This is a genomic window from Rhodovibrio sodomensis (genome assembly GCF_016583645.1).
GTDB classification, from domain to species: Bacteria; Pseudomonadota; Alphaproteobacteria; order Kiloniellales; family Rhodovibrionaceae; genus Rhodovibrio; species Rhodovibrio sodomensis.
This window is the reverse complement of the sequence record NZ_NRRL01000059.1, coordinates 1-26,023: the sequence shown is the minus strand read 5'-3', so window position 1 is coordinate 26,023 and position 26,023 is coordinate 1. Positions and strand designations below refer to the sequence as shown.

Below are 26,023 nucleotides of genomic sequence, written 5' to 3'. Positions count from 1 at the left end.
GTGGTTCCTGCTCGCCGGCACGGCCGTGCTGCTGCCGGTGATCCTGGGCTACACCGCCTACGTCTACTGGGTGTTCCGCGGCAAGACGGACCCGAACGAGGGCTACCACTGATGGCGCGCGCCCCGCAGCCCAGGCGGATGCCGCGGCTTGGCCCCCGGCGCATGCCCCGGCCCATCGCGGCGCTCGGCGTGGTCCACGAGAACCGCGCCGACCCGGCGACCGCCGGCGCCGACCGCCCCTGGAAACGCCTGGCCTGGTTCGCCGCGCTGGGGGTCGTGGGGTATGCGATCAAGCTCGCGCTGGGGCAGCCGGAAAGCTGCTCACTGCCGGCTGCCGACTTGCCAGCGCTTCGCAACCCGTGGCAGATCGACGCATCGAGGAGGCAGTGCGCCTACCGTACATTCGCATAAAAGAATTCGTTTCCCGGATTCTCCGCTTATCAAGACACGATGTTTGGAGACGCACATGTCCACGCACATCCGGCGCACGCTCGCCGCCGCCCTCGCGCTCGTCGCGGCCGCCAGCGTAGCCGTCCCGGCCGGCCGGGCCGGCGCGCAAGACGGCGAAGCCGCGCCCGTTCCGCAGGCGGAGGTCAAAGCCGCCCGCGGTCTGGTGAAGACTTTCTCCCAGGAACTGAAGGGCGAGCTGACCGCCGCCATCAAGGACGGCGGACCGACGCACGCGATCGGCGTGTGCAACGAGGTGGCGCCCGAAATCGGCGGCAAGCTGTCGGCGGACAGCGCCTGGTCGATCGGGCGGACCGCGCTCAAGGTCCGCAACCCGCGCAACAGCCCCAGCCCGCGCGAGCGCGCTGTGCTGAAGTCATTCCAGCGGCGCCACGCCAACGGCGAGGGCTTCAAGAACATGGAGCATGCCGCCATCATCGATGAGGGCGGTCAGCGCTACATTCACTATATGAAGGCGATCCCGACACAGGAGGCCTGCCTCGCCTGCCACGGCACCAACGTGAAGGAGAACGTCCTGAGCGCGATCGACGAGAACTACCCCGCAGACGCCGCCACCGGCTTCGAGGAGGGCGAGCTACGCGGCGCTTTCACCCTGGTAAAGCCACTTCCGACGAACTAACGCGCACCAGCTTCTTCAGGCACGCACCGCACCTCCAGGGCGACCACGCCCTGGGGGCGCGATCTTTTGCGATTGTCCGGTACTTTGGTCGGTGCCTACTCGGCCGGTTGCTTCGGCGGCTGTTGGTTTACCATCGGAACTTTGTGGACCTTGTTGGCGCCCAGCAGGCGCATCACCCACTTCTCGTAAAAGGGCTCGACGATCCCTTTTTTGAGCTTGCGCATGAAGTACCATTCGTATGCGACCTTGGCGTAGTGCGCCCATCGGCCCTCGACCGCCCAGTTGACGTTGCGCGGCGGGGTCTGGGGGATCGCAAGGATCGCTGCCCCGCCGTTGCCGTAGTCAGCCAGACAGAAGGCGTTCCAGGTGGCGACATAACTCGGCTCGAGGCCCGCCACCTCGTCACGAATGTTGCGCGCGGCAGCATTGGCCATCGTCTCGATCATGAAGCCGGTTTTGGGCACACCGCAAGCCACCGGCGTCTTGTGTACGGGCGGGATCGCCACGCACACCCCGACCGCATAGACGTTCGGGTAGCACGGATTGCGCTGGAAGTTGTCGATTCTGACGAACCGCCGAGCGTTGACCAGGTCGCCGGTACCCTCCAGCGCCGCTACGCCGCGGAACGGCGGCAGCATCATTGACATAACCGCCGGCAGTTTGTGCCGGCGCTTGTCGTTGCCATCCTCGTCGACCTCAACAACGTGAAGCTTGTCCAGCTCGACGATCTCGGTCTTAGCGTTGGTAATCCAGGGGATGTCGCGGTCGCGCAGCTCCGCCTCCAGCATGCCCTTGGTGTCACCCACGCCGTTCAGACCAAGGTGGCCGATGTAAGGTTCGGCGGTGACGAAGGTCATCGGCACTTTATGGCGCAGCTTGCGCCGGCGCAACTCGCGGTCAAGCACAAAGGCATACTCGTAGGCGGGCCCGAAGCAGCTCGCCCCCTGGGTCGAGCCGACGACGACCGGCCCCGGGTTGCGGCAGAGTTCCTCCAGCGCCGCGTACGCCTGCTGGCCATGCGGCGTGGTGCAAACACTCTGGCTGTAGCCGTCGTGCGGGCCGCAGCCGGGGATCTCATCAAACGCCAACTCGGGTCCGGTGGCGACCACCAGATAGTCGTAATCCAGCTGCCGGGCGTCCGCCAGCTCAAGACGGTTGTCGTCGGGATGGACCTGCCAGACGGCCGTCGGGTCGAAGGTGATGTTGTGGCGCTCCAAGTGCGGGCGCAGCGGCACCTCCACCTTGTCCTGAGTGCGCCAGCCCACCGCGACCCACGGGTTGCTGGGCGTGAACTGAAAGGTTTCGCGGTCGGATACGAGCGTGATCTCAGCATCGCGGCCAAGGTGATGGCGCAGCTCGTACGCCATCGAGATGCCGCCGATGCCGCCGCCCATGATCAGCACATGGGTCATCCTCTACCCTCCCCAGGGTCTTCGCCGCAGCGTGCGTTTTCCAATCGCACACGCGCGGCAGCGACCGTTTGGTCTGCCAAGGTTTATCGCATACGGTTATCAATACATATTCGCGTACCTTTAATTGATTGTCAATGAGATGGCGCTCGGGGCGTATTCGCCCCAAGCGCATGATACAGGGAAGCGAATTCGTATCTGACATGCCTGCGCGTCCCGGCCGGCTCGGTCCGGCGTCGGTTATGTCGTGCCGGTTGGCGATGTCGGCGAGCGGGCGCATGCGCTCGAGCAGGTCGGCGATCTTCGGCGGCTTGACCAGCCGGTGAGTTATTATCATCTCGGGTTGCGGGTCGTGACCGCCCCGCAGGTCCTATAAAGCAGGGTTCGAACAGGGTCGCTGTCGGGTTTGCCATGACCAACCCAGTCGTATTCGAGCAATCACAATAATTGTATCCGTACGCGCATCGGCAACCTCAGCGACGCGCGCAACCATTTGGTACAATTTCATGGAAGGATTCAAGCGATCGCTGACGCAAGCTCGTGTGCTGCCGCGCGACACCTGTTTTGGGTTCAGCAATCTGATGCCTGCGGCGGTTCCGGAGGCGCCGGGCGCGACACCGACCGACGGCTTCGTATGTGAGACGTCAGCTTCGCCGCCATATCGCGGAAGACACGTCGGGATGGCGGGACAGCGTCCATGCCCTCCGAGACATCTGGCAGGTCGAAGGGATATACGTGACAGTCGATCACACCGATGTCCCGATCGCTTTCCCGCACCCGCTCCCCGGACGCGGTGAACGACGGGATCATTGCCCCAGCCGCGTCTGTCACCAACACGTAGCGTGGATAATTGACCGAATTCTTCAAGAGCCGATGGACGACGACCACGGCAATGCCAGACAGTTCGACGAAGTCACCCAGCCGGTAGCTCGTCACTGGACCACGATGCACGACAGCCTTCAGTTCAAGCTCGTTGATATGCCGGCACGCCGCGCAGGGACACAGGTTGGAGCGGATCAGCGCCCTCCGCCGTTGGTAGAACGCCCGGAACAGCCGCAAAAGCGCCTGCTCAACCTCATCGACCGAGCGGCCGCCGCGCCCTTCTACCGGCGCGAATAGCAACACAGCGTCGCCCTCGACCTTTGCAACGGTTAAGGCTGGCGGCGCCGCGGCCATGACCGCCTGCAGAAGTTCGCTAACGAGGTGCTGGGCGTGGACCTCGGCGAAATGGTTCCTGTGCAGGAAGCGTGTGTAGCCAGTGATATCAGGCATAACCACGAAGGTTTCCTGGGCGGGACCGACCGGCGCCGTACCGCCAGGCCCACGTGGCCAGCGCCGTGTGAGCGCGATCGGCCCGGTAGGTTCGTCCATGCTGCGACGACGCCTGTGACGCCAAGCGGCAACCGCCAGCGCAAACAGCAGCGGGAAGCCAGCCAAGGCGATGAGCGCCAGTGTCGGTATGAACGTTTCCATAAACGACAGGTAAGAAGCGGCTTGCGTCTGCGGCAGATGACGTTTCGTCGCGTAACCGAACCTGACCACAGCAACGCACGCCGGGTTTGCTGCCCGCCCCGCAGACTTACTCACTTATGTCGGCGTTCCGCGGCGAGCGACGTCTGCACGGGCCTTGCTAAACACCTGAGAGAGCGCCTCGAAGTCACCGCGGCGCGGGGAGGTCGGACGCCATGCCAGTACAACATGACGCGGACATGTCCGGTTGAGCGGAACCAGCGATACGTCGTGGGCGCCTACGATCCCCGCATCGACTGCCAACTGTGGGATCAAGGTGAGTCCGATCCCCTCTTGCACCATCGCGAGCAGTGTAGACAGGCTGGTCGCCGCGAAGGTGTTGTCCGCCGGCGGCGATACCTCAGGGATCGCCTGTAATGCATGTCCCTGCAGGCAATGCCCCCTCTCCAAAAGCAGAAGAGAATGCTCAGCGAGCTCGCGCCCGTCCAGCGCCCGAGCAACATCGAGATCGTGCCCGCGTGGGGCCGCTAGCTGATAGCCATCGTCGAACAGATGTACAGTTTCGAGTTCGCCGGTTTCGAACGGCAGCGCTATCAGCGCGGCGTCCAGACGGCCGGTGCGCACCCCCTCTAGCAAACTCTCGGTCAGCTCTTCTCGCAAGTAAAGGCGAAGATCTGGATGTGACTGGCGCAGACCCGCCAGCGCGGCGGGGATGAGATAGGGACCGATCGTCGGGATTGCACCCAGTCGTAGGTCCCCCGTAAGCAGCCCGGTGTGCCGAGCGGCCAATTTCACAATATCCTGTGCACCCGCGAGCAGGCTGCGGCTGCGATCTGTGATCTCTTCGCCGATCGGGGTCAGGATCACGTGCCGGTGGCCGCGCTCGGCAAGAGTTACCCCAAGGGTCGCCTCAAGATCCTTCAGGCCAGAGCTGAGCGTGGACTGCGTGACGTGACACGCAGCCGCGGCCCGACCGAAGTGCAACTCGTCGGCCAGCGCACACAGGAAGCGCAGCTGGCGCAGGCTCGGCATCGCGATGGTGCGGCTCTTTCGTTCGAATTTCTCAATCGCCACGGTCGAATATATTCATTTTACCGAAACTGGCAAGCTCTCTACATCGCAAGGCGTTCGCCGGGCGCAGCATGGATGCCCCGGACACCGGAACACACCGAAACGAGGGAGCTTGAAAGATGACGGAAAAGATACAGCCCACCCTACCGCGCTTGAACGAGCCGGCGCCGGACTTCCACGCCAAGACCACGCACGGGCCGCGCAAGCTGGCTGACTATAAGGGCCGCTGGTTGGTGCTGTTTTCCCACCCCGCTGACTTCACGCCGGTCTGCAGCACCGAGTTCATGGCCTTCGCCCGCAACCACGATCGCTTCCTGGAGCTCGGTTGCGATCTCTTGGGCCTGTCAGTCGACAGCACGCACTCGCACATCGCCTGGGTGCGCAGCATCAAGCAGAACTTCGACGTCGATATCCGGTTTCCGATCATCGACGACATCTCGATGCAGGTCTCAAGCGCCTACGGCATGATCATGCCCGGCGCCAGCGATACCTCGGCTGTCCGCGCGACCTTTGTGATCGATCCCGAGGGCAAGCTGCGGGCGATGCTGTACTACCCGATGCCCACCGGCCGCAGCATCGACGAGATCGTCCGTCTGGTGCAGGCGCTGCAGTGCGCGGACGCGCACGGAGTCGCCACGCCGGAGGCCTGGCAGCCGGGCGACCGAGCGATCGTGCCGCCGCCGGCAACGGTCGACGAGGCCGAGCGGCGCGCCGAGCAGGGCTACGAGTACACCGACTGGTACTTCTGCACTACGCAAGTGTAAGCCTGCCGGGCGACGCCCGCCCGGCCGGCGCGCTCCCTCGGGAGACGCCGGTCGGGGCATTCCTCCCGCCGCCATCTGACTTGGATCGCAAGAATAACCGAGGTCCTCGCCATGACCAGTCCTCAGCCCGAGGTCACGGGCTTTTTCGACCGCAAGACCTTCAGCGTTCAGTACGTCGCCGCCGACCCGGCGAGCCGGAAGTGCGCTATCATCGACCCGGTCCTGAACTACGACGAGAAGGCCGGACGAACATCGACAGAGCACGCCGACCAGATCCTGCAGTTTGTGCGCGATCAAAGCCTGAGCGTGCAGTGGATTCTCGATACGCATCCGCACGCCGACCACTTCTCCGCTGCCACATATCTCAAGGCCAAGACCGGCGCGCCGATCGCCATCGGCGAACACGTCAAGGACGTCCAGCAGCTCTGGAAAGAGCTCTACAACTGGCCGTCCGATACGCCCACCGACGGCCGGCAGTGGGACCGCCTGTTCGCCGACGACGACACCTTCGAGGTCGGTGACATCCCGGCCCGGGTAATGTACTCACCCGGCCACACGCTGGCCTCGATCACCTACGTGATCGGCGACGCCGCGTTTGTCCACGACACGCTGTTCCAGCCCGACTTCGGCACCGCGCGCGCAGACTTCCCGGGCGCCGATGCACACACGCTCTACGCCTCGATCCGCCGGATCCTCGACGAGTTGCCGGGGCAGACGCGCCTGTTCACCGGCCACGACTACATGCCCGGCGGACGTGAGCCGCAGTGGGAATCCACCGTAGCCGAGCAGCGAGCGAACAATCCGCACGTGAAGGACGGCAACGACGAGGCGACCTTCGTCGAAACCCGCAAGAGACGCGACGCCGAACTGCCGATGCCGGCGCTGATCCTGCACGCCCTACAGATCAACACCAACGCCGGCCGGCTGCCGCAGCCGGAAGACAACGGCGTCTCCTACCTGAAGATCCCGCTCAACCAGCTCTGAGGCCGAACAGGCATGAAAATGGCGGCTGAGGTCCAGTCGTTCGACTGGGCTCAGCCGCTTAACACGCACTTTCAAAAATCCGCGGGAGTCAAGATAATGGCCACTCTTCCACTGACCGAAACGCTATCTGTCGCACCACAATTGACCGTCGAGGACATGGCGGACTTGGCGGCCGCAGGCTACACAACTGTCATCAACAATCGCCCTGATGGCGAACAAGCGGATCAGCCATTATCGGACGACCTCCGCGCGGCGGCCATCCGCCATGGATTAACGTTTCTGCATCAGCCCGTCGTCGGCGGCGAGATCACACAGGCGCAGGTTGACGCGTTCGCGCGGACCCTGGAGCAAAGCGATGGACTGGTCGCCGCCTTTTGTCGCAGCGGCAAACGCTCGGTCACGCTGTGGGCACTCGCCAACAGCGAGACGATGGATGTCGACGCTTTGATGGCGACGGCTGGCGCCGCCGGCTTCGATCTCACCGACCTGCCGGACAAGATCGCAAGCCTCCGTGGTCGGTAGTAGTCGAACGGGACCTCCACCGCATCCGCAGAACCTCCCTGCCGACCGACGAGGATAGTCCATGATCTCCAGGCACTGGTGGCGGATCATTCCGGCCGTCACGTGGTTACGGCGCTACGGCAGCCGTGAGTTATCGTCGGATCTCGTCGCCGCGATTATCGTAACCATCATGTTGATCCCGCAGAGCCTGGCCTACGCCATGCTGGCGGGACTGCCAGCGCAAGTCGGCCTCTATGCCAGCATTCTGCCGCTGGTCGCCTATGCACTGTTTGGCTCTAGCCGTGCGCTTGCAGTCGGACCGGTGGCGGTTGTGTCCCTGCTCACGGCCGCTGCCATCTCACGGATCGCAGAACCTGGCACCGAGGGCTACCTGGGCGCTGCGGTTGCCCTTGCCCTCTTGTCCGGGATGATGCTGCTCACGATGGGCCTGCTACGGCTCGGGTTCCTCGCGAACCTGCTAAGCCACCCCGTCATTTCTGGCTTTATTACTGCTTCCGGGATCCTGATCGCAGTCAGCCAACTGAAACACATCCTGGGAGTCGACGCACACGGTCATACCCTTGTTGAGATGGTTTCCTCGCTAGCGCGGGGGCTGGAGCGGACGCATGGCTGGACCCTGCTACTTGGTACGGGCGCGACCGTGTTCCTGTTCTGGGTACGCACAAGGTTAAAACCACTGCTGCGGAAACGGGTCGGGTTACCGCCCTTTGCGGCCGACATACTGGCTAAAGCCGGCCCCGTGGCAGCCGTCGTCGTCACCACGGGGGCGGTCGCATTGTTCGACCTCGATGCCCAGGGCGTTGCTGTGGTGGGCGATATCCCGCAAGGGCTGCCGCCGCTAACCCTACCACCATTCGACCTTGGGCTCTGGTCGAATCTGGCAATCTCGGCGCTTCTGATCAGCCTGATCGGCTTCGTCGAATCCGTGTCGGTGGCACAAACTCTCGCGGCGAAGAAACGTCAGCGGATTGACGCTAACCAGGAACTCACCGGCCTCGGCGCGGCAAACATCGCATCGGCCTTTTCCGGCGGCTTTCCTGTGACCGGCGGCTTTTCGCGCTCTGTCGTGAACTTCGACGCGGGCGCGGAAACGCCGATGGCCGGGGTCTTCACAGCCGTCGGTATCGCGGCCACCGCCCTTTTGTTCACACCGCTATTCCAGGCGCTACCGAAAGCGACGTTGGCCGCTACGATCATCGTTGCAGTGCTTTCTCTGGTTGATCTCGGTGCGATCCGGCGAACCTACCGCTATTCGAGAACCGACTTCGCCGCGATGGCCGCGACGATCTTCATCGTCCTTGGCGTCGGCGTTGAAGCTGGGGTTGTGACCGGTGTCGCGCTATCGCTCGCTCTGCACATCTGGCGAACCAGCCGGCCGCACGCGGCCGTCGTCGGTCAGGTACCGGGCACGGAGCACTTTCGGAATGTCGAGCGGCACAGCGTGGTGACAAGTCCGCAGGTCCTCACCCTGCGCGTCGACGAAAGCCTGTACTTCGCCAACGCACGGTATCTGGAAGACACGGTCTACGACCTGATCGCGCGATCGCCCGAGGTTTCGGACGTCATCCTGATGTGCTCGGCCGTCAACGTGATCGACGCAAGTGCCCTGGAGAGCCTGGAGGCGATCAATGCGCGTCTGGCAGATGCCGGCGTCACGTTCCACCTTTCCGAAGTGAAAGGCCCAGTAATGGACAACTTGCAGCGCAGCCCGTTCCTCGAAGAGCTCAGCGGCCGGATCTTCCTCAGCCAATATCAGGCGATGGAAACCCTGGCGCCGGATACGATCCGACGTGCAAGGGCCGCTTCGGCAGCATGAGGCCCGTCGATGGTCGCACCAGGGCGATAGGACGCACCGAAAACACGTCGCAGCCGATCGCATACGAATTAACTTAATTGTTAAGGACACAAGTGAACGCTCAGCGTATGGCTCACTTGCTGTTCAACCCCAGAAACGAATTGGAAAGGAGATGACGATGCGATACATGAGCGCCCTTACGGCAGCCTTTCTCCTCGCAAGCGCCGCCGTAACTGACCCGGCGCTCGCCGGCGGGCCTGTAACTCCTGGAGCGGTGGTCGACGCCGACTGGCTGGCCGAGCATCGCGGCGAGGTCGCCGTGCTCGACGTGCGGCGCGACCTCGAGAGCTTTGCCGGAGGCCATATCCCAAAAGCGGCCCCGGTCGGCTGGGACGCCGTGCGCACCACGCGCACCATCGACGGTGTCGAGCGGCAGAAGGTCCGCCTAGCCGCCGAGACCTTCCAGCGGCTAATGCGGGAAGCCGGCGTCGATGCCAACGAACCGGTGGTGATCACGTCCCCCGGCAAGGCGGCCGGGCAGATCACCACGCAGGCTCGGCTCTACTGGCAGTTCGCCTACTACGGCCACGACGACGTCGCGATCCTGGACGGCGGCAACGCGGCCTGGCGGGCGGCGGGCCACGACCTCGCCACCGGCCCGGCCGAGGTCAGCGCGGGCGACTACACTGCCGGGGCGCCGGACGACAGCGTGCTCGCCACGGTGGCCGAGGTCGATGCGGCGCGCACCAACGCGGGCGTGCAGCTGACCGACAACCGGCCGATGGCCTACTACCTGGGCCTGGAGCAGGCCGGCTACGTATACGCCGCCGGGCACATCCCGAGCGCGGTCAACGTGCCCTTCACCCTTAACGTCGCAGAGAAGGGCCCCGCCACCCTGCGGGACGCAGAGTCGCTGCGCGCGGTCTACGCCTACCAGGGGGCTCCAATGGACCTGGCGGCGATCGCCTACTGCAACAGCGGCCACGTCTCCGCGCTCACTTGGTTCGTGATGTCGGAGGTGCTGGGCAACGACGATGCCCAACTGTTCGACGGCTCGATGCACGTCTGGACCCAGGACGAGAGCCGGCCGGTTACGAACCCGGCGCGGCGATAGAGCCGGTTCAACGAGACCTTGGCGGCGAACCTGAACCGAATGGAGGTCGAATATGACTGAAGCGGCGCTTCAAACCGAACACCAGCAAACCCCCGTCAGCGTGCTCAGCGATGTGCTCGCGGACACGTACTTGCTGTACCTGAAGGCGCACAACTTCCACTGGAACGTCGAGGGTCCGCGGTTCCGCAGTCTGCACCACATGTTCGAGGAACATTATCGCGACCTGTGGGACGCCCTGGACGACATCGCCGAGCGGATCCGGGCCCTCGGCGCCTACGCACCGGGCACTTACGCCAAGTTCAAAGCGCGCAGTTCGATCGAGGAGAACGAGCGGATCCCGGCGGCGGAAGCGATGCTCGATGAGCTGATCGCCGACAACGAAACCGTGATCCGCAACCTGTAGTGCGGGACGGATGTTGGACACCGCGTAATGGCCGTCAGGCTGCCACGGGCAGGTCGCTGTCGGCCATGGCTTCGTGATGCTGATCAACGCGCACCTGGTCGGGCGTTCGATGGCCGTGACGCTGGATCAGCCAGTTGGCGTTGTACCAGATCCTGAACGCGCGCAGCGCGTCCTGTAGTTCCTCCAAGGTGTGGAAGGTCCGCACCCAGAGCAGCTGTTCCTTCAAGGTGCGAAAGAACCGCTCGGCGACGCCGTTGCCTTCGGGCTGCCGGACGAACGAGGGCGACGCCTCCATGCCGAGGAAAGCGATCTCGCGCTGGAAGTCCTCGGCCATGTAGTTCGAGCCGTGGTCGTGCCGCAGCTTCAGGCCAGCAGCGACGTCGGCGCTGGCGGGGCCGAAGTGCCGGCCGACACCCTGCCGCACGGGCTCCAGCGCTTCCCAGCGGTTGGCACCGAAAGCGGCATGCACGCCGATGCACTCGGAGTTGCAGTGATCGATGGTGGCGAAGACGTGCACCCGGGCGCCGCTGGCCAGCACCGCCTGGGCCATGTCGGTGCCCCAGGTCTCATCAACCCGGTCGGTGGTGATGCGGCCGTCGTGGTCGTTCGCCGGGCGCTGTGGCGGACGGTTGGGGGCCGAGAGGTCGTGCTCGCGCATCAGCCGCCGGACCCGGCGCGCGGCCGTGCGCACGCCCCGCAGCCGCAGGCGGGCCCAGACCTTGCGGTAGCCCTCGCCGAAGAACGGCGCGGTCTCGATCACGTCTCGGATCTCGGCGATCAGCTCCGCGTCGGCGGCGGCCCCGATCGGGCCTGGCCGTCGCGCCTGGCGCTCGGCCGGCAGGCTCCGCTGGTAATAGATCGTAGAACGGGCGACCTGCCAGACGCGGCAAACGCGCGCGAGACCGTAAACCCGGTTCGCGGAGGGCGACACGGTCTCGCTCATTTCTTCGACCTCCGCCCGCGTGAAGGGGACTTGCGTGCCTCCAGCCGCTCGATCTTCTCCTGCAGGAGTTCGTTGTCCATCGTGACGTCGCCCAGCTTGCCCTTGAGGCGAGCGATCTCGTCGTCCCGCTGGTCGCGGGGCTGGGCTTTCAGCCCGGCCTCGGCGCTCGCCAAGGCGTCGTCGCGCCACTCGGACAGCTGGGCCACCGTGACGCCCAGATCGCGGGACACGGCCTCCAGGCTCTCGCCACTCATCAGCCGCTGAACCGCTTGCAGCTTACGCTTGGCCGTGAACCGCTGGGGCTTGCCGTGGGGCGAGCCGGAGGCCGGCGCGGCCCCAGACTCTTGTTGGGGTCGGGCCGCGCCGGCCTCCGGCTCACGGCCCTGCTCGTCGGACTTCCGGGTATCGGACATGGAAACCTCCTCCTACGTCATAACGTCTCGGAGGTGTCCAACGCATCCGTGCCCCAGCCCACCGTGATCCGCAACCTGCGCGCCGCAGTCTCGGTGGCGGAGGCGCATGACGATCCGGCCACCGCGGACCTGCTGACCGAACGCCTTGGCGCGCACGAGAAGCAGGTCTGGATGATGCGCAGCATGCAAGCGTGACATCCGCCGGATGCCGCAGCGTGGGACCGACATCTAAGAGTCCCTACGTGCGCGAAACCGACGAAAAGGGCCGTGCGCCGCGTAGCGCACGGCCCTTTCTTATGCGCGGGGCGCGCCTTTCGGCGAAGCCGTCTCTCACGTCGCGAAGCTCGCCGCGGCGAGAGCTACATGCCTAAAGGCCGAAACGGCCTGCAAGCGGACTGTAGCTCTAACACTCCGCAGAGAGGGCAAGATCCAGCTGCAAGGCGGTTCCACCTTTTAGCATCTTGCCCGGGCGCGCCGCGCGTCCTCGACCGGCGCGGCTCAGTTCGCCGGCGCCCAGAGGTTGCACCAAGCCTGCGGCTTCACCGGGCCCTGGACCACCTGGCAGCGGCCCTGTTCGGTGCCCGCTTGCTCAGGCGTGATGTAGAACTGGCAGTTGTCGCAGCGCTGCTCCGTGCCGCCCACGGTCTTGGGCTGCTCCTGGTATTGTACCGACTTCTTTGGAGCTTTCTGCGCGGGTGCACTGCGGCCGAACAGCAGGGTCACGCCCCCCCCATCAGACCGGCCGCCAGGGCGCGAGTGAAGCTGCGACGCGTGGTGGGGTCACGATCCAGCATTGTTCACCTCCGCTGACTGCTATATCCCATTGGATAATTCGAAACTGTCATCTGTCAGGTGGGTCGCCTGCCGACCGGTCTTAACGTCGTGTGGTCCTAGGCGTGTTGTCGCACGCCGGGCGGGGGGCGAAATCCCGTGCCGACCCCGTCACGTCGGGGTGCGGCAAGTCAGCCGCGTTACCGACCGTCGGTCGTCTCCGTCCGCTGCGCGCGATCCGTTGTGAGCGGCGTGTTTCAGCGCTTCTCGGTACGTCGCTTCGCACATCCGCCGCGCCGTCGGTATGGTCACAACACAGCCGAGATGCGCGTAAGCCAGGTCGCGGGTACCTTGCCGGTCAATTAAGCATAAACTAATATCTCGTGCAGACGTTCGTCCTGGAAATGCACAGCCTTGGCCGCGACCGATGCCCATTTGCCGGATAAGTCCGATCCGTCGGGGTGGCCTGATGCTCTGGCTGCTCGCCGCCGCGACGCTGCCGCGGGCCGCCGGGGCCGAGGAAGGCCAGCTGCCCGCGCCCACGCCGGCCCAGGACATCTCGACCGCCGACCATAGCAAGTTCGAGGAGCTCCAAGGCGAGTTCGACAGTGGTCGCGAGGTCACCAAAGCTTGCCTGGAATGCCACACCGAGGCCGGGCATCAGGTCCGCCAGTCGATCCACTGGACCTGGGACTATACCCATCCCGATACCGGCCAACAGCTTGGCAAGCGGCATGTGCTGAACAACTTCTGCACCAACGTCCGCACCAACGAGCCGCGCTGCACCTCCTGCCACACCGGCTACGGCTGGGAGGACGCGTCGTTCGACTTCTCCAACGACACCCGGGTCGACTGTCTGGTCTGCCACGACACCACCGGCACCTACCATAAGGCGCCCAAGGACGCGGGCCGGGTGCTGGAGACCGCCACCACGGTGCACGGCAAGCCGCTGACGCCGCCCGACCTTGGCAAGGTCGCACGCAACGTCGGCCCGCCGGACGTCGCCAGCTGCGGCAGCTGCCACTTCAACGGCGGTGGCGGCAACGGCTCCAAGCACGGCGACCTGGATTCCTCCCTGATCGACGCGCCCAGATCGCTCGACGTGCACATGAGCCCCGAGGGCGGGGACATGGCCTGCCAGGACTGCCACGTCGCCAGCGGCCACGAGCTGGCCGGCGGGCGCTACGACATGACCGCGCGGGACATGCAGGGCACCGGCAAGCCGGGCATGCGCCGGCAGGCGGCAACCTGCGAATCCTGCCACGGTGTCGACGCCCACGACGACGGCAGCTACGTCGCGCGCACGCTGAACCAGCACAGCGACCGGGTCGCCTGCCAGACCTGCCACATCCCCGAAATCGCCCGCGGCGGTGTACAGACCAAGACCTGGTGGGACTGGTCGAAGGCCGGCCGGCTGGCCGAGGACGGCAGCCGCATCCACGAGACCAACGCCGACGGACGGATCAGCTACTGGACCCGCTGGGGAGAGATCGAATGGCGGGAGGATTACATCCCGTCCTACGCCTGGTTCGACGGCGACATGCGCTACACCGAAGCCACGGACAAGATCGATCCGGAAAGCGTGGTCGCGATCAACAGCTTCGCGGGCGGACCGGAGGATGCCGACGCACGGATCTGGCCGTTCAAGATCATGCGCGGCAAGCAGCCCTACGACGCCAAGCGCGACCGGCTGGTGCTGATGCACCTGTTCGGCCAGGACGACACCGCCTACTGGAAGAACCTGGACTGGCAGCCGGCGATCGAGACCGCGATGGCAACCGAGGGCCTGCCGTTTTCCGGCGAAGTCGGCTTCGTCGGGACCAAGATGTACTGGCCGATCACCCACATGGTCGCCCCGGCCGATCAGGCAGTCGGCTGCGCCGACTGCCACAGTGAGGACAGCCGGCTGGCCGGCCTGAACAGCTTCTACATGCCCGGGCGCGACGCCCCGGCGTGGCTGGACCGGATCGGCGGTCTGGCGGTGCTGGCGACGCTCGCGGGCGTACTCGGCCACGCGGCACTGAGGGCTTTCTTCCGGCATCGGAGACGTGCGCGATGAGACAGCGGATCCGGCTGTTCAGCCCGTTCGAGATCGCCTGGCACTGGTCGCAGTCGCTGCTGATTATCGGCATGCTCACGACCGGCTTCGAACTGCACGGCACCTACCGGGGGTTGGGCTACGCCGAGGCGGCGACGGTGCATGTGACCTGCGCGCTCGCGCTGATGGTGGTCTGGGTGTTCGCGATCTTCTGGCACGTCGCCACCGGCGAATGGCGACAGTACGTGCCCACCACCGACAAGCTATGGGCGGTGCTGCGCTTCTACGCCGGCGGCATATTCCGGGGCGAGCCACACCCGTTCTGCCCGAGCCGCCGGCGCAAGCACAATCCGCTGCAGCGGTTCGCCTACCTGATTTTCAACGCGGTGATCTCGCCGGCGATCTGGATCACCGGGCTGATCTACCTGACCTTCAACCTGTTCGGCGACGTGCTGCCGGTCCCGCTCGCGCCGGTGGCCACGGTGCACATCGCCACCGCCTACGCCACGCTCGTGTTCCTGATCGGGCACGTCTACATGATCACCACCGGCGATACGGTGTTCCAGCACCTGAAGGCGATGATCATCGGCTACGAGGCGGTGGAGACCGGGCCCGGTCCAAGCAACGGCGGCCCGCCGTGCGACACTGAGTCCGAACGCCCGGACGGTCGCATTCGCACTGGCAGATAGTTATATCCCGAATATAACTTAGGGCGGTGCTTTCCACCCCGACCAACGCTACGGAACGAGCCCGGCACACAGCACGCCGGAAAGGGGGAGGGAATTGGGACGTGATCAATCGCGGAAGGAGGTCGCGCCATGGCAACTGACTACCAGACACCCTACAAGGGCGTGCTCGGCTGGTTGGATGACCGGCTGCCGGTCATCAACTTCGCCGACCAGCACTTGCGCTTCTATCCGACGCCGAAGAACCTGACCTACGCCTGGAACTTCGGCTCGCTCGCCGGCATCGCGCTCGTGATCATGATCGTCACGGGCATCGCGCTGGCCATGCACTACACGCCCCACACCGATTACGCGTTCGCCTCGATCCAGAAGATCATGCGCGACGTCAACTACGGCTGGCTGCTGCGCTATATCCACATGAACGGGGCCTCGTTCTTCTTCATCGTGGTCTACATTCACATGTTCCGGGGCCTGTACTACGGCTCCTACAAGCAGCCGCGCGAGGTGCTGTGGGGCCTGGGCGTGATCATCCTGCTGTTGATGATGGCGACCGCGTTCATGGGCTACACCCTGCCCTGGGGCCAGATGAGCTACTGGGGCGCCACGGTCATCACCAACATGTTCTCCGCCGTGCCAGTGTTCGGCGACGAGATCACGCGCTGGCTTTGGGGCGGCTTCGCCGTCGGCAACCCGACGCTACAGCGCTTTTTCTCGCTGCACTACCTGCTGCCGTTCCTGATCGTCGGCGCGGTCATGCTCCACCTGGTGGCGCTGCACCGCTACGGGTCCAACAACCCGACCGGCATCGAGCCCAAGGGTCATCAGGACCAGGTGCCGTTCCACCCGTATTACACGGTGAAGGACCTGTTCGGCCTGGGCGTGTTCCTGATTGCGCTATCGCTGTTCGTGTTTTACGCGCCGAACTACCTGGGCCATGCAATCAACTACCAGCCCGCCGATCCACTGGTGACGCCGCCGCACATCGTGCCCGAATGGTACTTCCTGCCGTTCTACACGATCCTGCGCGCGGTGCCGAACAAGCTGGGCGGCGTGCTGCTCATGTTCGGTTCCGTGCTGATCCTGTTCGCCCTGCCCTGGCTTGACCGCAGCCCGGTGCGCTCCGGCCGGTACCGACCGCTGTTCAAGCAGTTTTTCTGGCTCCTGGTGCTGGACGTGCTGGTGCTGGGCTACGTCGGGGCGATGCCGCCGAGCGGGATATGGCCGACGATCGGCCGCGTCGCCACGGCGTACTACTTCATCTTTTTCCTGGTGATACTGCCGCTGTTGGGCGTGTTCGAACGGCCCAAGCCACGCCCGCACAGCATCTCCCAGCCGGTCCTGTCCGACCGGGCGCAGCCCGCGGCCGCGCCGACCAGCCCAGCAGAATGACTAGGCCCGAGGAATGAGAGGAGATGCAGAGATGGCTAAGTTCCGCAATCTGCTCGCAGCGGCGATCGCCGCGGCCGGGCTCGGGCTCGCGCCAGTCCCGGTCGAGGCCGCCGAGACGCCGGCGCCGCCCGAGCATACCTGGCAGTTCGAGGGCGTTTTCGGGACCTTCGACCGGGCCACCGTGCAGCGCGGTTTGCAGGTCTTCAACACCGTCTGCTCGGCCTGCCACGGCATGAAATACGTCCACTTCCGCAACCTGAAAGATATCGGCTACAACAAGGACCAAGTCGAGGCGATCGCCGCGCAGTACACTGTCACCGACGGCCCTAACGACCAGGGCGAGATGTACCAGCGGCCGGCCGAACCGACGGACGCGTTCCCGTTTCCCTACAAGAACAAGGAAGCGGCGAAAAACGCCAACAACGGGGCCGTCCCGCCGGACCTTTCGGTGATCACTAATGCCCGGCCAGGCGGACCGGAGTACGTCAGGGCCGTCCTGCTCGGCTACGAGAAGGCGCCAGAGGATGCGAATCTCTCGCCCGGGCAGTACTGGAACAAGTACTATCCAAGCCACAAAATCAGCATGCCGCAAATGCTGGTCCAGGGCGTGGTCGACTATCAGGACGGCACCAAGGCCACACCCAAGCAGATGGCCCACGACGTGACGGCGTTCCTTCACTGGGCCTCCAATCCCCACATGGAAGAGCGCAAGCGTCTGGGCCTGAAAGTCATCCTGTTTCTAATCGTGCTTACCGCGATGCTCTACGCGGTGCAGCGCAAGATCTGGGCCGACGTCGAAAAATGAAGGCGTCAGGCCCCAACCTGGAGTGAGCCGATGTACCGGATCGCCGTAACCAGCCAGAACTTCCGCACCATTACACCGCACGCCGGGCGCACCCGGCGCTTCCTGGTCTACCAGGGGGCGCCGGGCGGTACCCCCGAATTGGTCGACCGATTGGACCTGCCCAAGGAGCAGGCGCTGCACGACTGGGGCAACAAAGACGGCCACCCGGTGTTCGAGATGGAGGCCGTGCTGTGCGGCAGCTGCGGGCGCAACTTCGTCGCCAAGCTCGCCAAGCGCGGCGTCGACGCCGTCGCGACCAACGAAACCGACCCCGAGAAAGCCGTGCGGGACTACCTAATGGGACAGCTTTCGCACGCCGAGGTGCACGACCACAGCTGTTGAAGCACGCGCCTGCCGAGCGACGGTCCGGATCCAACCAACACATAGTACCGATGCCGCAGGCATCGGGACTCTTCTCGACCGAAACCGGTTTCGGCTGGGTGGCGTGAAATGACCTTATCCTCGGAGATGGCGTATCTCTCCATTCCGGGGGGCGTGGTTGGTTTGATAGCCATCACACGATACGCCACCTCCGTCTCACCCGGTAACCGACTTTCGGCCATAGCTCGATAGCAATGGCTCCCGCGTTCGGCTTTGGAAGCGGGAACTGCAGCGGCTTGCCGACGAACTCGGCCTGAGCATCACGGTCTGTCACCTGCCGCCGTGGCACCAGCAAATGGAACAAGATAGAGCACCGTCTGTTCTCGTTCATCTCCAGCAATTGGCGCGGCAAGCCGTTGGTGAGCCATCAGACCATCGTACGCCTGATCGCGCCGACGGCCACCAGCGCCGGCCTCAAGGTGAGATGTGAACTCGACGGCGCGACCTATGGTGCGGGCATCAAGGTCTCCGACGCGGAGATTAAAGAGATTAAAGGGTCTCAACCTCCAACGCCACGACTTCACACGGCGATTGGAACTACACGATTGCGCCAAACGCATCACAAATGCAGCGATAGTTGCTGGACGGCTCCTAATGTATCGCGAACACAGGCTTGAGAGCGCAGTAACGTCAATCGCACACGCAAGCATCAACTCAAAAATCGCGGGGTGTCCCGCTTGACCGTCGTCGTCGTCGTGATCTTCACCGTGACATACCTTGGTATGGCTCTCGGACGCATCCCCGGCTTGCAAGTCGACCGCAGCGGAATCGCGGTCGTGGCGGCCGCGGCCGTACTGGCCACCGGCGCTCTATCGGAACGCCAAGCCCTGAATGCGATCAACGGCCATACGCTGATCGTGCTGTTTGCACTGATGGTGGTTTCGGCGCAGTTCGCCGCTGCAGGTCTTTACGATGCTTGTGCGCGATGGCTCGTTGCCTTCGTGTATAACCCGACGGTGGTGCTGGCCGGCATCGTTACGGTCGCCGGCGGGCTCTCGACGGTGCTTGCTAACGATGTCGTCGTATTCGCTATGACCCCTGTGCTGTGTTCGGGACTCGCCGGCCAAGGCCGCGACCCCCGCCCCTTCCTGATTGCCCTGGCGACCGCGAGCAACGCGGGTTCGGCGGCGACACCGATCGGTAATCCGCAGAACATTCTGATCGGCCAGTCCGGCGACCTGGAATTCGCCTCGTTTGTGCAGGCGTGCGCGCCGCCGGCCTTGGCCGCGCTCGCGATCGTGTTCGTGAGCATACGCTTTCTCTGGCACACCGAATTTCGGACACGAAGCTCGCATGATTCGGCGACCCGGCCGTCGCCTGGAGCGCGACCCGAACCTATCGCTTTGGGCCGGTGGCAGACAGGCAAGGGAATACTCGCAGTGCTTGCCGTCGTGGCGATCTTCTTGACGCCGGTCGAGGCTGGGCTCGGGGCGCTGTCCGTTGCCGCGGCGTTGCTGCTGAGCCGGCGACTGGCGAGCCGCGACATGCTCGGAGCCGTGGACTGGCCGTTGTTGCTGCTCTTTTCCGGCCTTTTCGTCGTGGTAGAAGCGATCACCGCGACTGGGCTCGACGCAAGCGCGTTTGCCCTGCTGGAGCGCCGCGTCGGTGATCCGACAGCGTTACCAGTGCTCGGCCCCCTCTTGCTCGGGTTGTCTAACTTGGTGGGCAACGTGCCCGCGGTCATCCTGCTGCTCGGACTCTTTCCCGAGCTTGGGTCGGACGAACTTCACGCCCTCGCGGTGTTGTCGACGCTCGCCGGCAACTTTCTGCTGGTAGGCAGCCTCGCGAACCTGATCGTCGCCGAACGTGCGGCCCAGTGCGGCTTTCGCCTTGGCTTTGCGGCCTTCGCGCGTGCCGGCATCCCCATTACGCTCTTGTCCATGACGGTCGCCACACTTTGGTTTCTATAAGCGTGGCGCCCCTATTCGATCGGACCAAGGTCGCCGACGTCGCGCCCCACGACTACGCCCTCGACCGCGCCACAATTCTCCAACGGAAAACAGCTACTGAAGTTCGATCAACCCCGCGAAGCGGTTGATGCTCACATCCGGGAGCCTGTTGCTGAATAGCTCCGAGCGCGCCGCATGCTGGGAGTGACGTCGGTGGCGAGCCATGGAATGCGGTCGGGCCGTCCTATTCTTCGCGTTGCTGGGCATTATCGGGGGCTTTTTCTCCCCTTTTGTTAGTATTCGCCGCCCGCTGGATAGGCTCTCGGTGCAGTTTCCGTAAGTTGTAGACGGCGGCGTCGAACCGCGGCGTCGAGCTGCCACTCGCCGCGGCAGGTATCCAGCCCACGTATGGAAAACCGACCGGCGCCCTGGCCGTCCTTCATGTTCCCGAACACCGGCTCGACCGTTTAGCTGCGCTGGGCGTAGATCGCCCGCCCGCGGTTGGTCCGCAGCTTGCGGTCCATGCGCTCGCGGGCGGACATGTTTTTCGGTATCCGACCGCGCCGAGGTGGGGCGTCGCGCAACTCCGCACGCTGCTTGTGGTCCTTCTTGGTCGCGATGCCCCCTGTTCCGCAGGCATGTTCTCTTGGGACTAGTAGCCGGTGTCCGCGACGACCGCGCCCAGCTCCGCGTCCGTGTCCCGCGCCAAGGCCGCGTTCGCCTCGGCATGGGCCAGCATCCCGCACAACGGACCGGGGCCAGCGCGATCCACAAGGCCCGGCCTCACCGACGGCCGGGCCTGTGGATCGCCCCAAGCCAGCCGTCACCGGTCAACCTGGATGACGCTCACCGGACCGGACAAGCCGGTTGTCGCAGAACACGCAACGCACGCGACACTTCCTGCGCCGGCGGCACAAGGTGGCATCGCAGGCCACCCTGACAGTTCGGCGATCTGGGTGTCCTGAGCGTTCAGGCCCTCTCGCGTACCGACCGGTCGAACGCCTCGCCGTGAAGCTAGTCGGAAAGCGCAGTGCGGGAGAACCGCACGCTGCGTTTGACGTGAGAGGAGAGGAGAAACGGAGCAACGGCCCGGACTGAGGTACCGGCATACGGCGAAGGCCGCCGGCCAACGGCTACTCCCCGGACCCTACCGCCACCGCGCTCCTCTTTGCTCTACTGATTGAAATAAAGTCGCTTTCGCACTACATTATGTGTGACAATGTAGCACGAAGGTCACGCTATGCCCACGCCACACATGCCGCCCGCGGCCACCCGCAAGGCTCTACGGAAACTGGGCGCCGACATCCACGATGCGCGGCGCCGCCGGCGTTTGCCAATGGATGTCCTGGCCGAACGAGCCTTCACCTCGCGCTCGACGCTTCAGCGCGTGGAGAGCGGCGATCATCGTGTCAGCATCGGCATTTACGGCGCTGTTTTGCAGGCGCTCGGATTGCTCGACAACCTCTCCCAGGTTGCGGACGTCAGCCAGGATCCTGTGGGTCGAGAGATGGCCGCCTCCGAGCTGCCGAAGCGGGTCCATCTGCCCAAGCCAAGGCGATGACGCCGTCATGAGCGATGTCGAGGTCCATATCGAGCTCGACGGCCAGACCCATCGCGTGGGGCTGCTCAGGCGCAATGTATCCAGGCGCGCCGAGACGGTGACGTTCGAGTACGACCAAACCTGGCTGGACCACCCGCATCGCTTCCCGATCGACCCGTCGCTTCCCCTTACGAGGGGTACTTTCCCGCCCCCAAAGAACATGGAGACGCCACCCGCCATCAACGACTCAGCACCAGACACCTGGGGGCGGCGTCTTCTGCGACGGGCCGAGCGCCGGCAGGCCGAGAAAGAGAAGCGAACGGTCCGAACCCTAACCGAGATGGACTTCATCCTCGGCGTATCCGACCGATCCCGGATGGGCGCTCTGCGCTTCTGCGAAGTCGGCGAGGATCATTTCCAGTCTCAGAGCACGGTGTCTGTGCCCGCCCGGCTTGGCCTCCGGCGCTTGCTCGAGATCACCGAACGCGTGCAGCGGGACGAGGAGACCGAGGAAGATCTGCAGGACATCCTGGCGCCGGGATCCTCGCTTGGCGGGGCGCGCCCGAAGGCCACCGTCTTCGATCAGTACGGCAACATGTCGATCGCCAAGTTCCCTAACGAGAGTGACACCTACAGCATCGAGCGATGGGAAGCCATCGCATTGCGCCTGGCCGCTCAGTCGGGCATCGAAACGCCGAACCACGAACTGGTCTCGGTGGCCGGAAAGGCCGTCTTGCTCTCTCGGCGGTTCGACCGGAATGGAGATCGCCGCATCCCCTACATGTCCGCCATGGCGATGACCGGTTCACAGGACGGCCAAGGCGGCAGTTATCCCGAGATTGTGGATGTCATGTCCAGCTACGCCGGCCACGCGAAAAGCGACGCCGACAAGCTCTACCGAAGGATGGTCTTCAACATCCTCGTGTCCAACGTGGACGATCACCTGCGGAATCACGGCTTTCTGCGCACCGATCCGAGCGGCTGGCGGCTTTCCCCGGCCTTCGATCTTAACCCCGTCCCGACGGACGAAAAGGCGCGGGTGCTGTCCACCAACATCGACCTCGACGACGGTACGTGCTCCATCGAGCTTGCCGAAAGCGTGGCTGGATATTTCGGCTTGAGGAAAAAGCAGGCCCGGGAGGTGATCAAACAGGTCGCCCATGCGACGTCCCAATGGAGACCCGTTGCCAGCGCGGCCGGCGCGAAGCTGTCTGAGATCGACCGAATGGCCAGGGCGTTCGAGCACGACGATCTTGCACGCGCTCTGACAATCTAGTCCGCCTTTCTCCCGCGCGTCACACCTCTTCAGTAGATAGGCGAGCGCGTTTGTGCTCTCGAAACCTATTTTTTCAAGAGCTTGTCGTGCCGATCGGCATCGTGACCCCACGCCAATGGACACCTAGTCTGCGACTGGATCGGACTTGCCGGGCTCAATCCAGCGCTCTTCGGTACGCAGTCAGCCGTTGCGTCGGACGAAGGCGACGTTGATCTACCGCCGCACCGGCAACCTGCCCGCGGTGCAGCTCTTGCTCGGCCACACGAAGATCGAGAGCACAGTCCGCTACATAGTGCGTCGAGGTCGATGACGCCATTGCCATCGCCGAGAAGGTCGACGTCTAAACCCCAGGGCGGAACCGCCGCGCTCCGCCTGCCCCAGCCATCGCAACGGCCTCGGGCTACGAGCCGACGAACCAATAAGCTACGCACCACGGCAGCAGATAGCAAACCAGCCACCTCGTGCCTCATGCCCGGTGAGAAGTCGGATCACCTTCTCCAACAGCGCGTGTCTCCAGCCCCATCCGTTTTGCCGAGCTTTCCGGACCTTCATCTTCCGCGTTCGTCGCGATGCGTTCAGTCGCCAAGCCCCGATAGAGCGTGTAACAGAGCAGCAACAGAATCGCGGCGATAGGCAACCCCGTCGTGATCGCGGCGGTCTGGAGCGCCTGCAACCCGCCCCCGAGCAGCAGCGTGGCGGCGACGACACCTTCGGTAATAGCCCAGAACACCCGCTGCACCCTGGGCGGGTCGTCGTGCCCACCCGCGGTCAGCATGTCGATCACTAGGCTGCCGCTGTCGGACGAGGTCACGAAGAAGAGCATGACGATCACGGTCGCCAGGGCCGCAGTCGCGGTCGCGCCTGGCAACGCGTCGAGCAGAGCGAAGAACGCTTGGCTGACCTCTCCATCGACATAGCCGGCCAGCGCGGCCGCGCCAGTGTGCTGCACGTAGATCGCGCTGGCGCCAAACACCGTCATCCACAGCATCACCGCGATCGTGGGCACGAGCAGCACACCTATGACGAACTCGCGGATCGTCCGGCCGCGCGACACTCGGGCGATGAAGGTGCCGACGAACGGCGACCACGATATCCACCAGCCCCAGTAGAACAGGGTCCAGTCGGCCTGCCAGCTGCCGTCCTCGGTCGCCTGGGTCCACAGGCTGAGCTCGATCAGCTTGTGCAGATACTCCCCGGTGCCTTCTAGGAACGCGTCCAGCAGGAAGCTGGTCGGGCCAAGCGCCAGCACCGACACGAGCATAACAAGCGCCGCGAACACGTTGACCCGGCTGAGTTTGGCGATCCCGTTGTCCAGCCCGGATACCACCGAGGCCGTCGCAGCCGCGGTGATACCGGCAATCAGCAGCAGTTGGGCGGTATGCGATTGACCGATGTCAAACAGGTAATCCAGACCGGAATTGACCTGCATGACGCCAAGGCCCAGCGATGTCGCGACGCCGAACATCGTGCCGATCACGGCGAAGACGTCGACGACGTGCCCGAACGATCCGTAAATTCGGTCGCCGACAAGCGGGTAAAAAACCGAGCGCAGCGACAGCGGCAGCTTGTGCCGGAAGGCGAAGAACGCCAGACCCAGCGCGGTCACGACGTAGATCGCCCAAGCGTGAAGTCCCCAGTGAAAGAATGTCAGTCGCAAGGCAAGATGCCCAGCCTCGCGCGTCCCGCCCTCACCATACGGCGGCGCGAGGTAATGGCTGAGCGGCTCGGCCACGCTCCAGAAAAGCAGACCGATGCCCATGCCTGCGCTGAACAACATCGCGAACCAGGTTACCCGGCGATATTTCGGACGCTCCAGCGGATCTCCCAGGCGCACGTCGCCGTAGCGACTGACTGCCAAGGCAACCGCGAAAACCGGGAAGACCGCGACGGCACCGGTGTAGAACCATCCCAGATTGTCGGCGATCCACAGATGGATCTGTCGGGCGATTCCAGCCATGGCAGCGTGGTAGCCGATGCCCAGGCCGACGAAAGCGAAGATTAGAACGGCCGAGGCCACGAAGACCGGCGCGGCGACGTGCGGGAACACCAAGAGCCGCCGTGTCGCAACTTGCTTCTGGTAAGAATCCGCCACGCACGAAACCCCGTCTACCGGTCCAAGATTTCGATCACCACTCGGTTAAAGCCGGAATACTTTTCCGGGAAGCGGCTGTTAAGAGTCAGGATGATCGCTCGACGTCCTCCGATGTATACCATCATATTACACCTGCATGAGACCCACACGCCACCCCACCACCGACCAGCTTACATCTGGACTCAGAAATCGCCTTCTGTCTAATTTCCGCTGCGGGTTTAACGGCAACCATCGCGCGCACTCAGAGCTGCTGCGACTTTCGCGAGTTCTCTATGTTGGAGAACCATAAAATCTGTCCGCTGACCTCATCTGCCCTTCGCGCCGTCGCGCTTTGGTGGTTGAGCGCGTACACGGCGGGTCGTCTTCCGAACCGCAGCGAGATCGAGCTGAACGCGATCAAGCTAGCGCTGCCGTACGTCTGGCTGATCGAGCACATCCCCCGCGAGGATGCGTTCCGCTATCGCCTTGCGGGCGAGCACGTAAACGGTGTCTTCGGCTACTCCCTACGTGGCAAGCACTTGCGGGAGATCATCGAACCCCACATGCTTGATACCGTCCGCGACCGTTTTCTCCACACGCTCAAAACGCCGGGTGTCGTATATGCCGTTGGGCGCGTCTACATGCGCATCGGCGGCTACCGCGAGGGCGAGCGGTTGATACTGCCGCTGTCCGACGATGGCGTGACGGGCACGCACCTGCTGGGCGTAACGGATTATGGTCGAGGGCACCGGGACGACTGGGAGAAGCCGCCGGAGTACATGGACGAGAGGTTTCTTAGGATCGAAGACGTGCTGGCGTGGCGGGCGTCGCTAGGGTTTTCGGAAGAGGCAGACCAACGACGCGAAGTTTTGTGATCGTTAGGCTGAGGTGGACCCGTTGTCTGCAACAGCGCCGGGGCTTCAGAGCGTTAGCCGTTTGGGCCCTCGGTGTGTGCCGGCATCTCGCCAGGGCCGAGCGTAGCCGACGTGGGTGGCGGATTGTCTAGCCCTGGTGCGGCTTGCACCACCGGCTGATGGGCGTGCGGGCTTGTGGTCGCAGGCTGGACGGGCCCCGGACCATCTAGGACTCCGGGGCCCGTCCAGCCGGCCGGCGGAGCCGGGCGTCCACATGCCCGCACGTCACAGCCGCCGGCGTAGATCGCC

General features: G+C 64.3%; 23 protein-coding genes and 2 pseudogenes. 19 read left to right on the top strand and 6 right to left on the bottom strand.

Features of this window, described 5'->3' with window-relative positions; translation table 11 throughout:
* Positions 1–162 precede the first annotated feature (162 nt).
* Both CKO28_RS17410 and CKO28_RS17405 read left to right on the top strand, forming a co-directional pair.
* Positions 163–411, top strand: coding sequence for a hypothetical protein (locus CKO28_RS17410; protein WP_207168853.1), 249 nt, complete (start codon positions 163–165; stop codon positions 409–411).
* Positions 412–466: 55 nt separating this feature from the next.
* Positions 467–1,087 (top strand): Tll0287-like domain-containing protein, encoded by a 621-nt coding sequence (locus CKO28_RS17405; RefSeq protein ID WP_200342082.1) that lies wholly within the window; start codon positions 467–469, stop codon positions 1,085–1,087.
* 95 nt (positions 1,088–1,182) lie between these two features.
* Here the strand turns inward: CKO28_RS17405 and CKO28_RS17400 are convergent, their stop codons facing one another.
* From CKO28_RS17400 to CKO28_RS17390, 3 genes are all read right to left on the bottom strand, one after another.
* On the bottom strand, positions 1,183–2,481 hold the full coding sequence (locus tag CKO28_RS17400; protein WP_437127638.1) for an NAD(P)/FAD-dependent oxidoreductase: 1,299 nt from the start codon (positions 2,479–2,481) through the stop codon (positions 1,183–1,185).
* A 585-nt stretch (positions 2,482–3,066) separates the two neighbouring features.
* Positions 3,067–4,083: a DUF2652 domain-containing protein gene (locus tag CKO28_RS28500; protein WP_200342080.1), complete on the bottom strand. Its 1,017-nt coding sequence runs from the start codon at positions 4,081–4,083 to the stop codon at positions 3,067–3,069.
* Positions 4,084–5,040 (bottom strand): hydrogen peroxide-inducible genes activator, encoded by a 957-nt coding sequence (locus CKO28_RS17390; protein ID WP_338050167.1) that lies wholly within the window; start codon positions 5,038–5,040, stop codon positions 4,084–4,086.
* Between the two features lie 116 nt (positions 5,041–5,156).
* On the opposite strand from CKO28_RS17390, the gene CKO28_RS17385 reads away from it, so the two are divergent.
* The 6 genes from CKO28_RS17385 to CKO28_RS17360 all read left to right on the top strand — a co-directional run bounded on the left by CKO28_RS17385 (position 5,157) and on the right by CKO28_RS17360 (position 10,619).
* Complete coding sequence (locus tag CKO28_RS17385) at positions 5,157–5,801, top strand: peroxiredoxin (protein ID WP_200342079.1); 645 nt, start codon at positions 5,157–5,159, stop codon at positions 5,799–5,801.
* Positions 5,802–5,912: 111 nt separating this feature from the next.
* On the top strand, positions 5,913–6,785 hold the full coding sequence (locus CKO28_RS17380) for an MBL fold metallo-hydrolase (protein ID WP_200342078.1): 873 nt from the start codon (positions 5,913–5,915) through the stop codon (positions 6,783–6,785).
* A gap of 12 nt (positions 6,786–6,797) precedes the next feature.
* Positions 6,798–7,307, top strand: coding sequence for a protein tyrosine phosphatase family protein (locus tag CKO28_RS17375; RefSeq protein WP_200342077.1), 510 nt, complete (start codon positions 6,798–6,800; stop codon positions 7,305–7,307).
* 61 nt (positions 7,308–7,368) lie between these two features.
* The gene (locus tag CKO28_RS17370) at positions 7,369–9,123 is read left to right on the top strand and encodes a SulP family inorganic anion transporter (protein WP_200342076.1); all 1,755 of its coding nucleotides are present in this window, start codon (positions 7,369–7,371) and stop codon (positions 9,121–9,123) included.
* 157 nt (positions 9,124–9,280) lie between these two features.
* Positions 9,281–10,216, top strand: coding sequence for a sulfurtransferase (locus CKO28_RS17365; RefSeq protein ID WP_200342075.1), 936 nt, complete (start codon positions 9,281–9,283; stop codon positions 10,214–10,216).
* Positions 10,217–10,268: 52 nt separating this feature from the next.
* Positions 10,269–10,619 (top strand): Dps family protein, encoded by a 351-nt coding sequence (locus CKO28_RS17360; RefSeq protein WP_200342074.1) that lies wholly within the window; start codon positions 10,269–10,271, stop codon positions 10,617–10,619.
* Positions 10,620–10,653: 34 nt separating this feature from the next.
* Here CKO28_RS17360 and CKO28_RS17355 read toward each other — a convergent pair.
* Positions 10,654–11,870: pseudogene (locus tag CKO28_RS17355) on the bottom strand (IS3 family transposase); the annotation flags it as partial.
* A gap of 153 nt (positions 11,871–12,023) precedes the next feature.
* Here CKO28_RS17355 and CKO28_RS29160 point away from each other — a divergent pair.
* The gene (locus tag CKO28_RS29160; RefSeq protein WP_200342073.1) at positions 12,024–12,170 is read left to right on the top strand and encodes a ferritin-like domain-containing protein; all 147 of its coding nucleotides are present in this window, start codon (positions 12,024–12,026) and stop codon (positions 12,168–12,170) included.
* 303 nt (positions 12,171–12,473) lie between these two features.
* On the opposite strand, the gene CKO28_RS17345 is transcribed toward CKO28_RS29160, so the two are convergent.
* Positions 12,474–12,698, bottom strand: coding sequence for a high-potential iron-sulfur protein (locus CKO28_RS17345; protein ID WP_200342072.1), 225 nt, complete (start codon positions 12,696–12,698; stop codon positions 12,474–12,476).
* A 517-nt stretch (positions 12,699–13,215) separates the two neighbouring features.
* On the opposite strand from CKO28_RS17345, the gene CKO28_RS17340 reads away from it, so the two are divergent.
* The 9 genes and pseudogenes from CKO28_RS17340 (at position 13,216) to CKO28_RS17300 (ending at position 22,789) form a co-directional block, all read left to right on the top strand.
* The gene (locus CKO28_RS17340) at positions 13,216–14,805 is read left to right on the top strand and encodes a tetrathionate reductase family octaheme c-type cytochrome (RefSeq protein WP_200342071.1); all 1,590 of its coding nucleotides are present in this window, start codon (positions 13,216–13,218) and stop codon (positions 14,803–14,805) included.
* Positions 14,802–15,473 (top strand): cytochrome b/b6 domain-containing protein, encoded by a 672-nt coding sequence (locus CKO28_RS17335; RefSeq protein WP_200342070.1) that lies wholly within the window; start codon positions 14,802–14,804, stop codon positions 15,471–15,473. Before CKO28_RS17340 ends, CKO28_RS17335 begins: the two co-directional genes overlap by 4 nt.
* 129 nt (positions 15,474–15,602) lie before the next feature.
* Positions 15,603–16,859, top strand: coding sequence for a cytochrome b (locus CKO28_RS17330; RefSeq protein WP_200342069.1), 1,257 nt, complete (start codon positions 15,603–15,605; stop codon positions 16,857–16,859).
* A gap of 31 nt (positions 16,860–16,890) precedes the next feature.
* On the top strand, positions 16,891–17,664 hold the full coding sequence (locus CKO28_RS17325) for a cytochrome c1 (protein ID WP_200342068.1): 774 nt from the start codon (positions 16,891–16,893) through the stop codon (positions 17,662–17,664).
* Positions 17,665–17,694: 30 nt separating this feature from the next.
* A complete protein-coding gene (locus tag CKO28_RS17320) occupies positions 17,695–18,045 on the top strand; it encodes a NifB/NifX family molybdenum-iron cluster-binding protein (protein WP_200342067.1) in 351 nt (116 codons plus the stop codon).
* Positions 18,046–18,274: 229 nt separating this feature from the next.
* Positions 18,275–18,661: pseudogene (locus CKO28_RS17315) on the top strand (ISAzo13-like element transposase-related protein); the annotation flags it as partial.
* 91 nt (positions 18,662–18,752) lie between these two features.
* Positions 18,753–19,994, top strand: coding sequence for an SLC13 family permease (locus CKO28_RS17310; RefSeq protein ID WP_437127637.1), 1,242 nt, complete (start codon positions 18,753–18,755; stop codon positions 19,992–19,994).
* Between the two features lie 1,219 nt (positions 19,995–21,213).
* Positions 21,214–21,534, top strand: coding sequence for a helix-turn-helix domain-containing protein (locus CKO28_RS17305; protein WP_200342065.1), 321 nt, complete (start codon positions 21,214–21,216; stop codon positions 21,532–21,534).
* Positions 21,535–21,541: 7 nt separating this feature from the next.
* Positions 21,542–22,789 (top strand): type II toxin-antitoxin system HipA family toxin, encoded by a 1,248-nt coding sequence (locus tag CKO28_RS17300; RefSeq protein ID WP_200342064.1) that lies wholly within the window; start codon positions 21,542–21,544, stop codon positions 22,787–22,789.
* Between the two features lie 466 nt (positions 22,790–23,255).
* Here the strand turns inward: CKO28_RS17300 and CKO28_RS17295 are convergent, their stop codons facing one another.
* The gene (locus CKO28_RS17295; protein ID WP_200342063.1) at positions 23,256–24,836 is read right to left on the bottom strand and encodes a BCCT family transporter; all 1,581 of its coding nucleotides are present in this window, start codon (positions 24,834–24,836) and stop codon (positions 23,256–23,258) included.
* Between the two features lie 317 nt (positions 24,837–25,153).
* Between CKO28_RS17295 and CKO28_RS17290 the strand changes: the two genes are divergently transcribed.
* The gene (locus CKO28_RS17290; protein WP_200342062.1) at positions 25,154–25,735 is read left to right on the top strand and encodes a PAS domain-containing protein; all 582 of its coding nucleotides are present in this window, start codon (positions 25,154–25,156) and stop codon (positions 25,733–25,735) included.
* Positions 25,736–26,023: the final 288 nt, after the last annotated feature.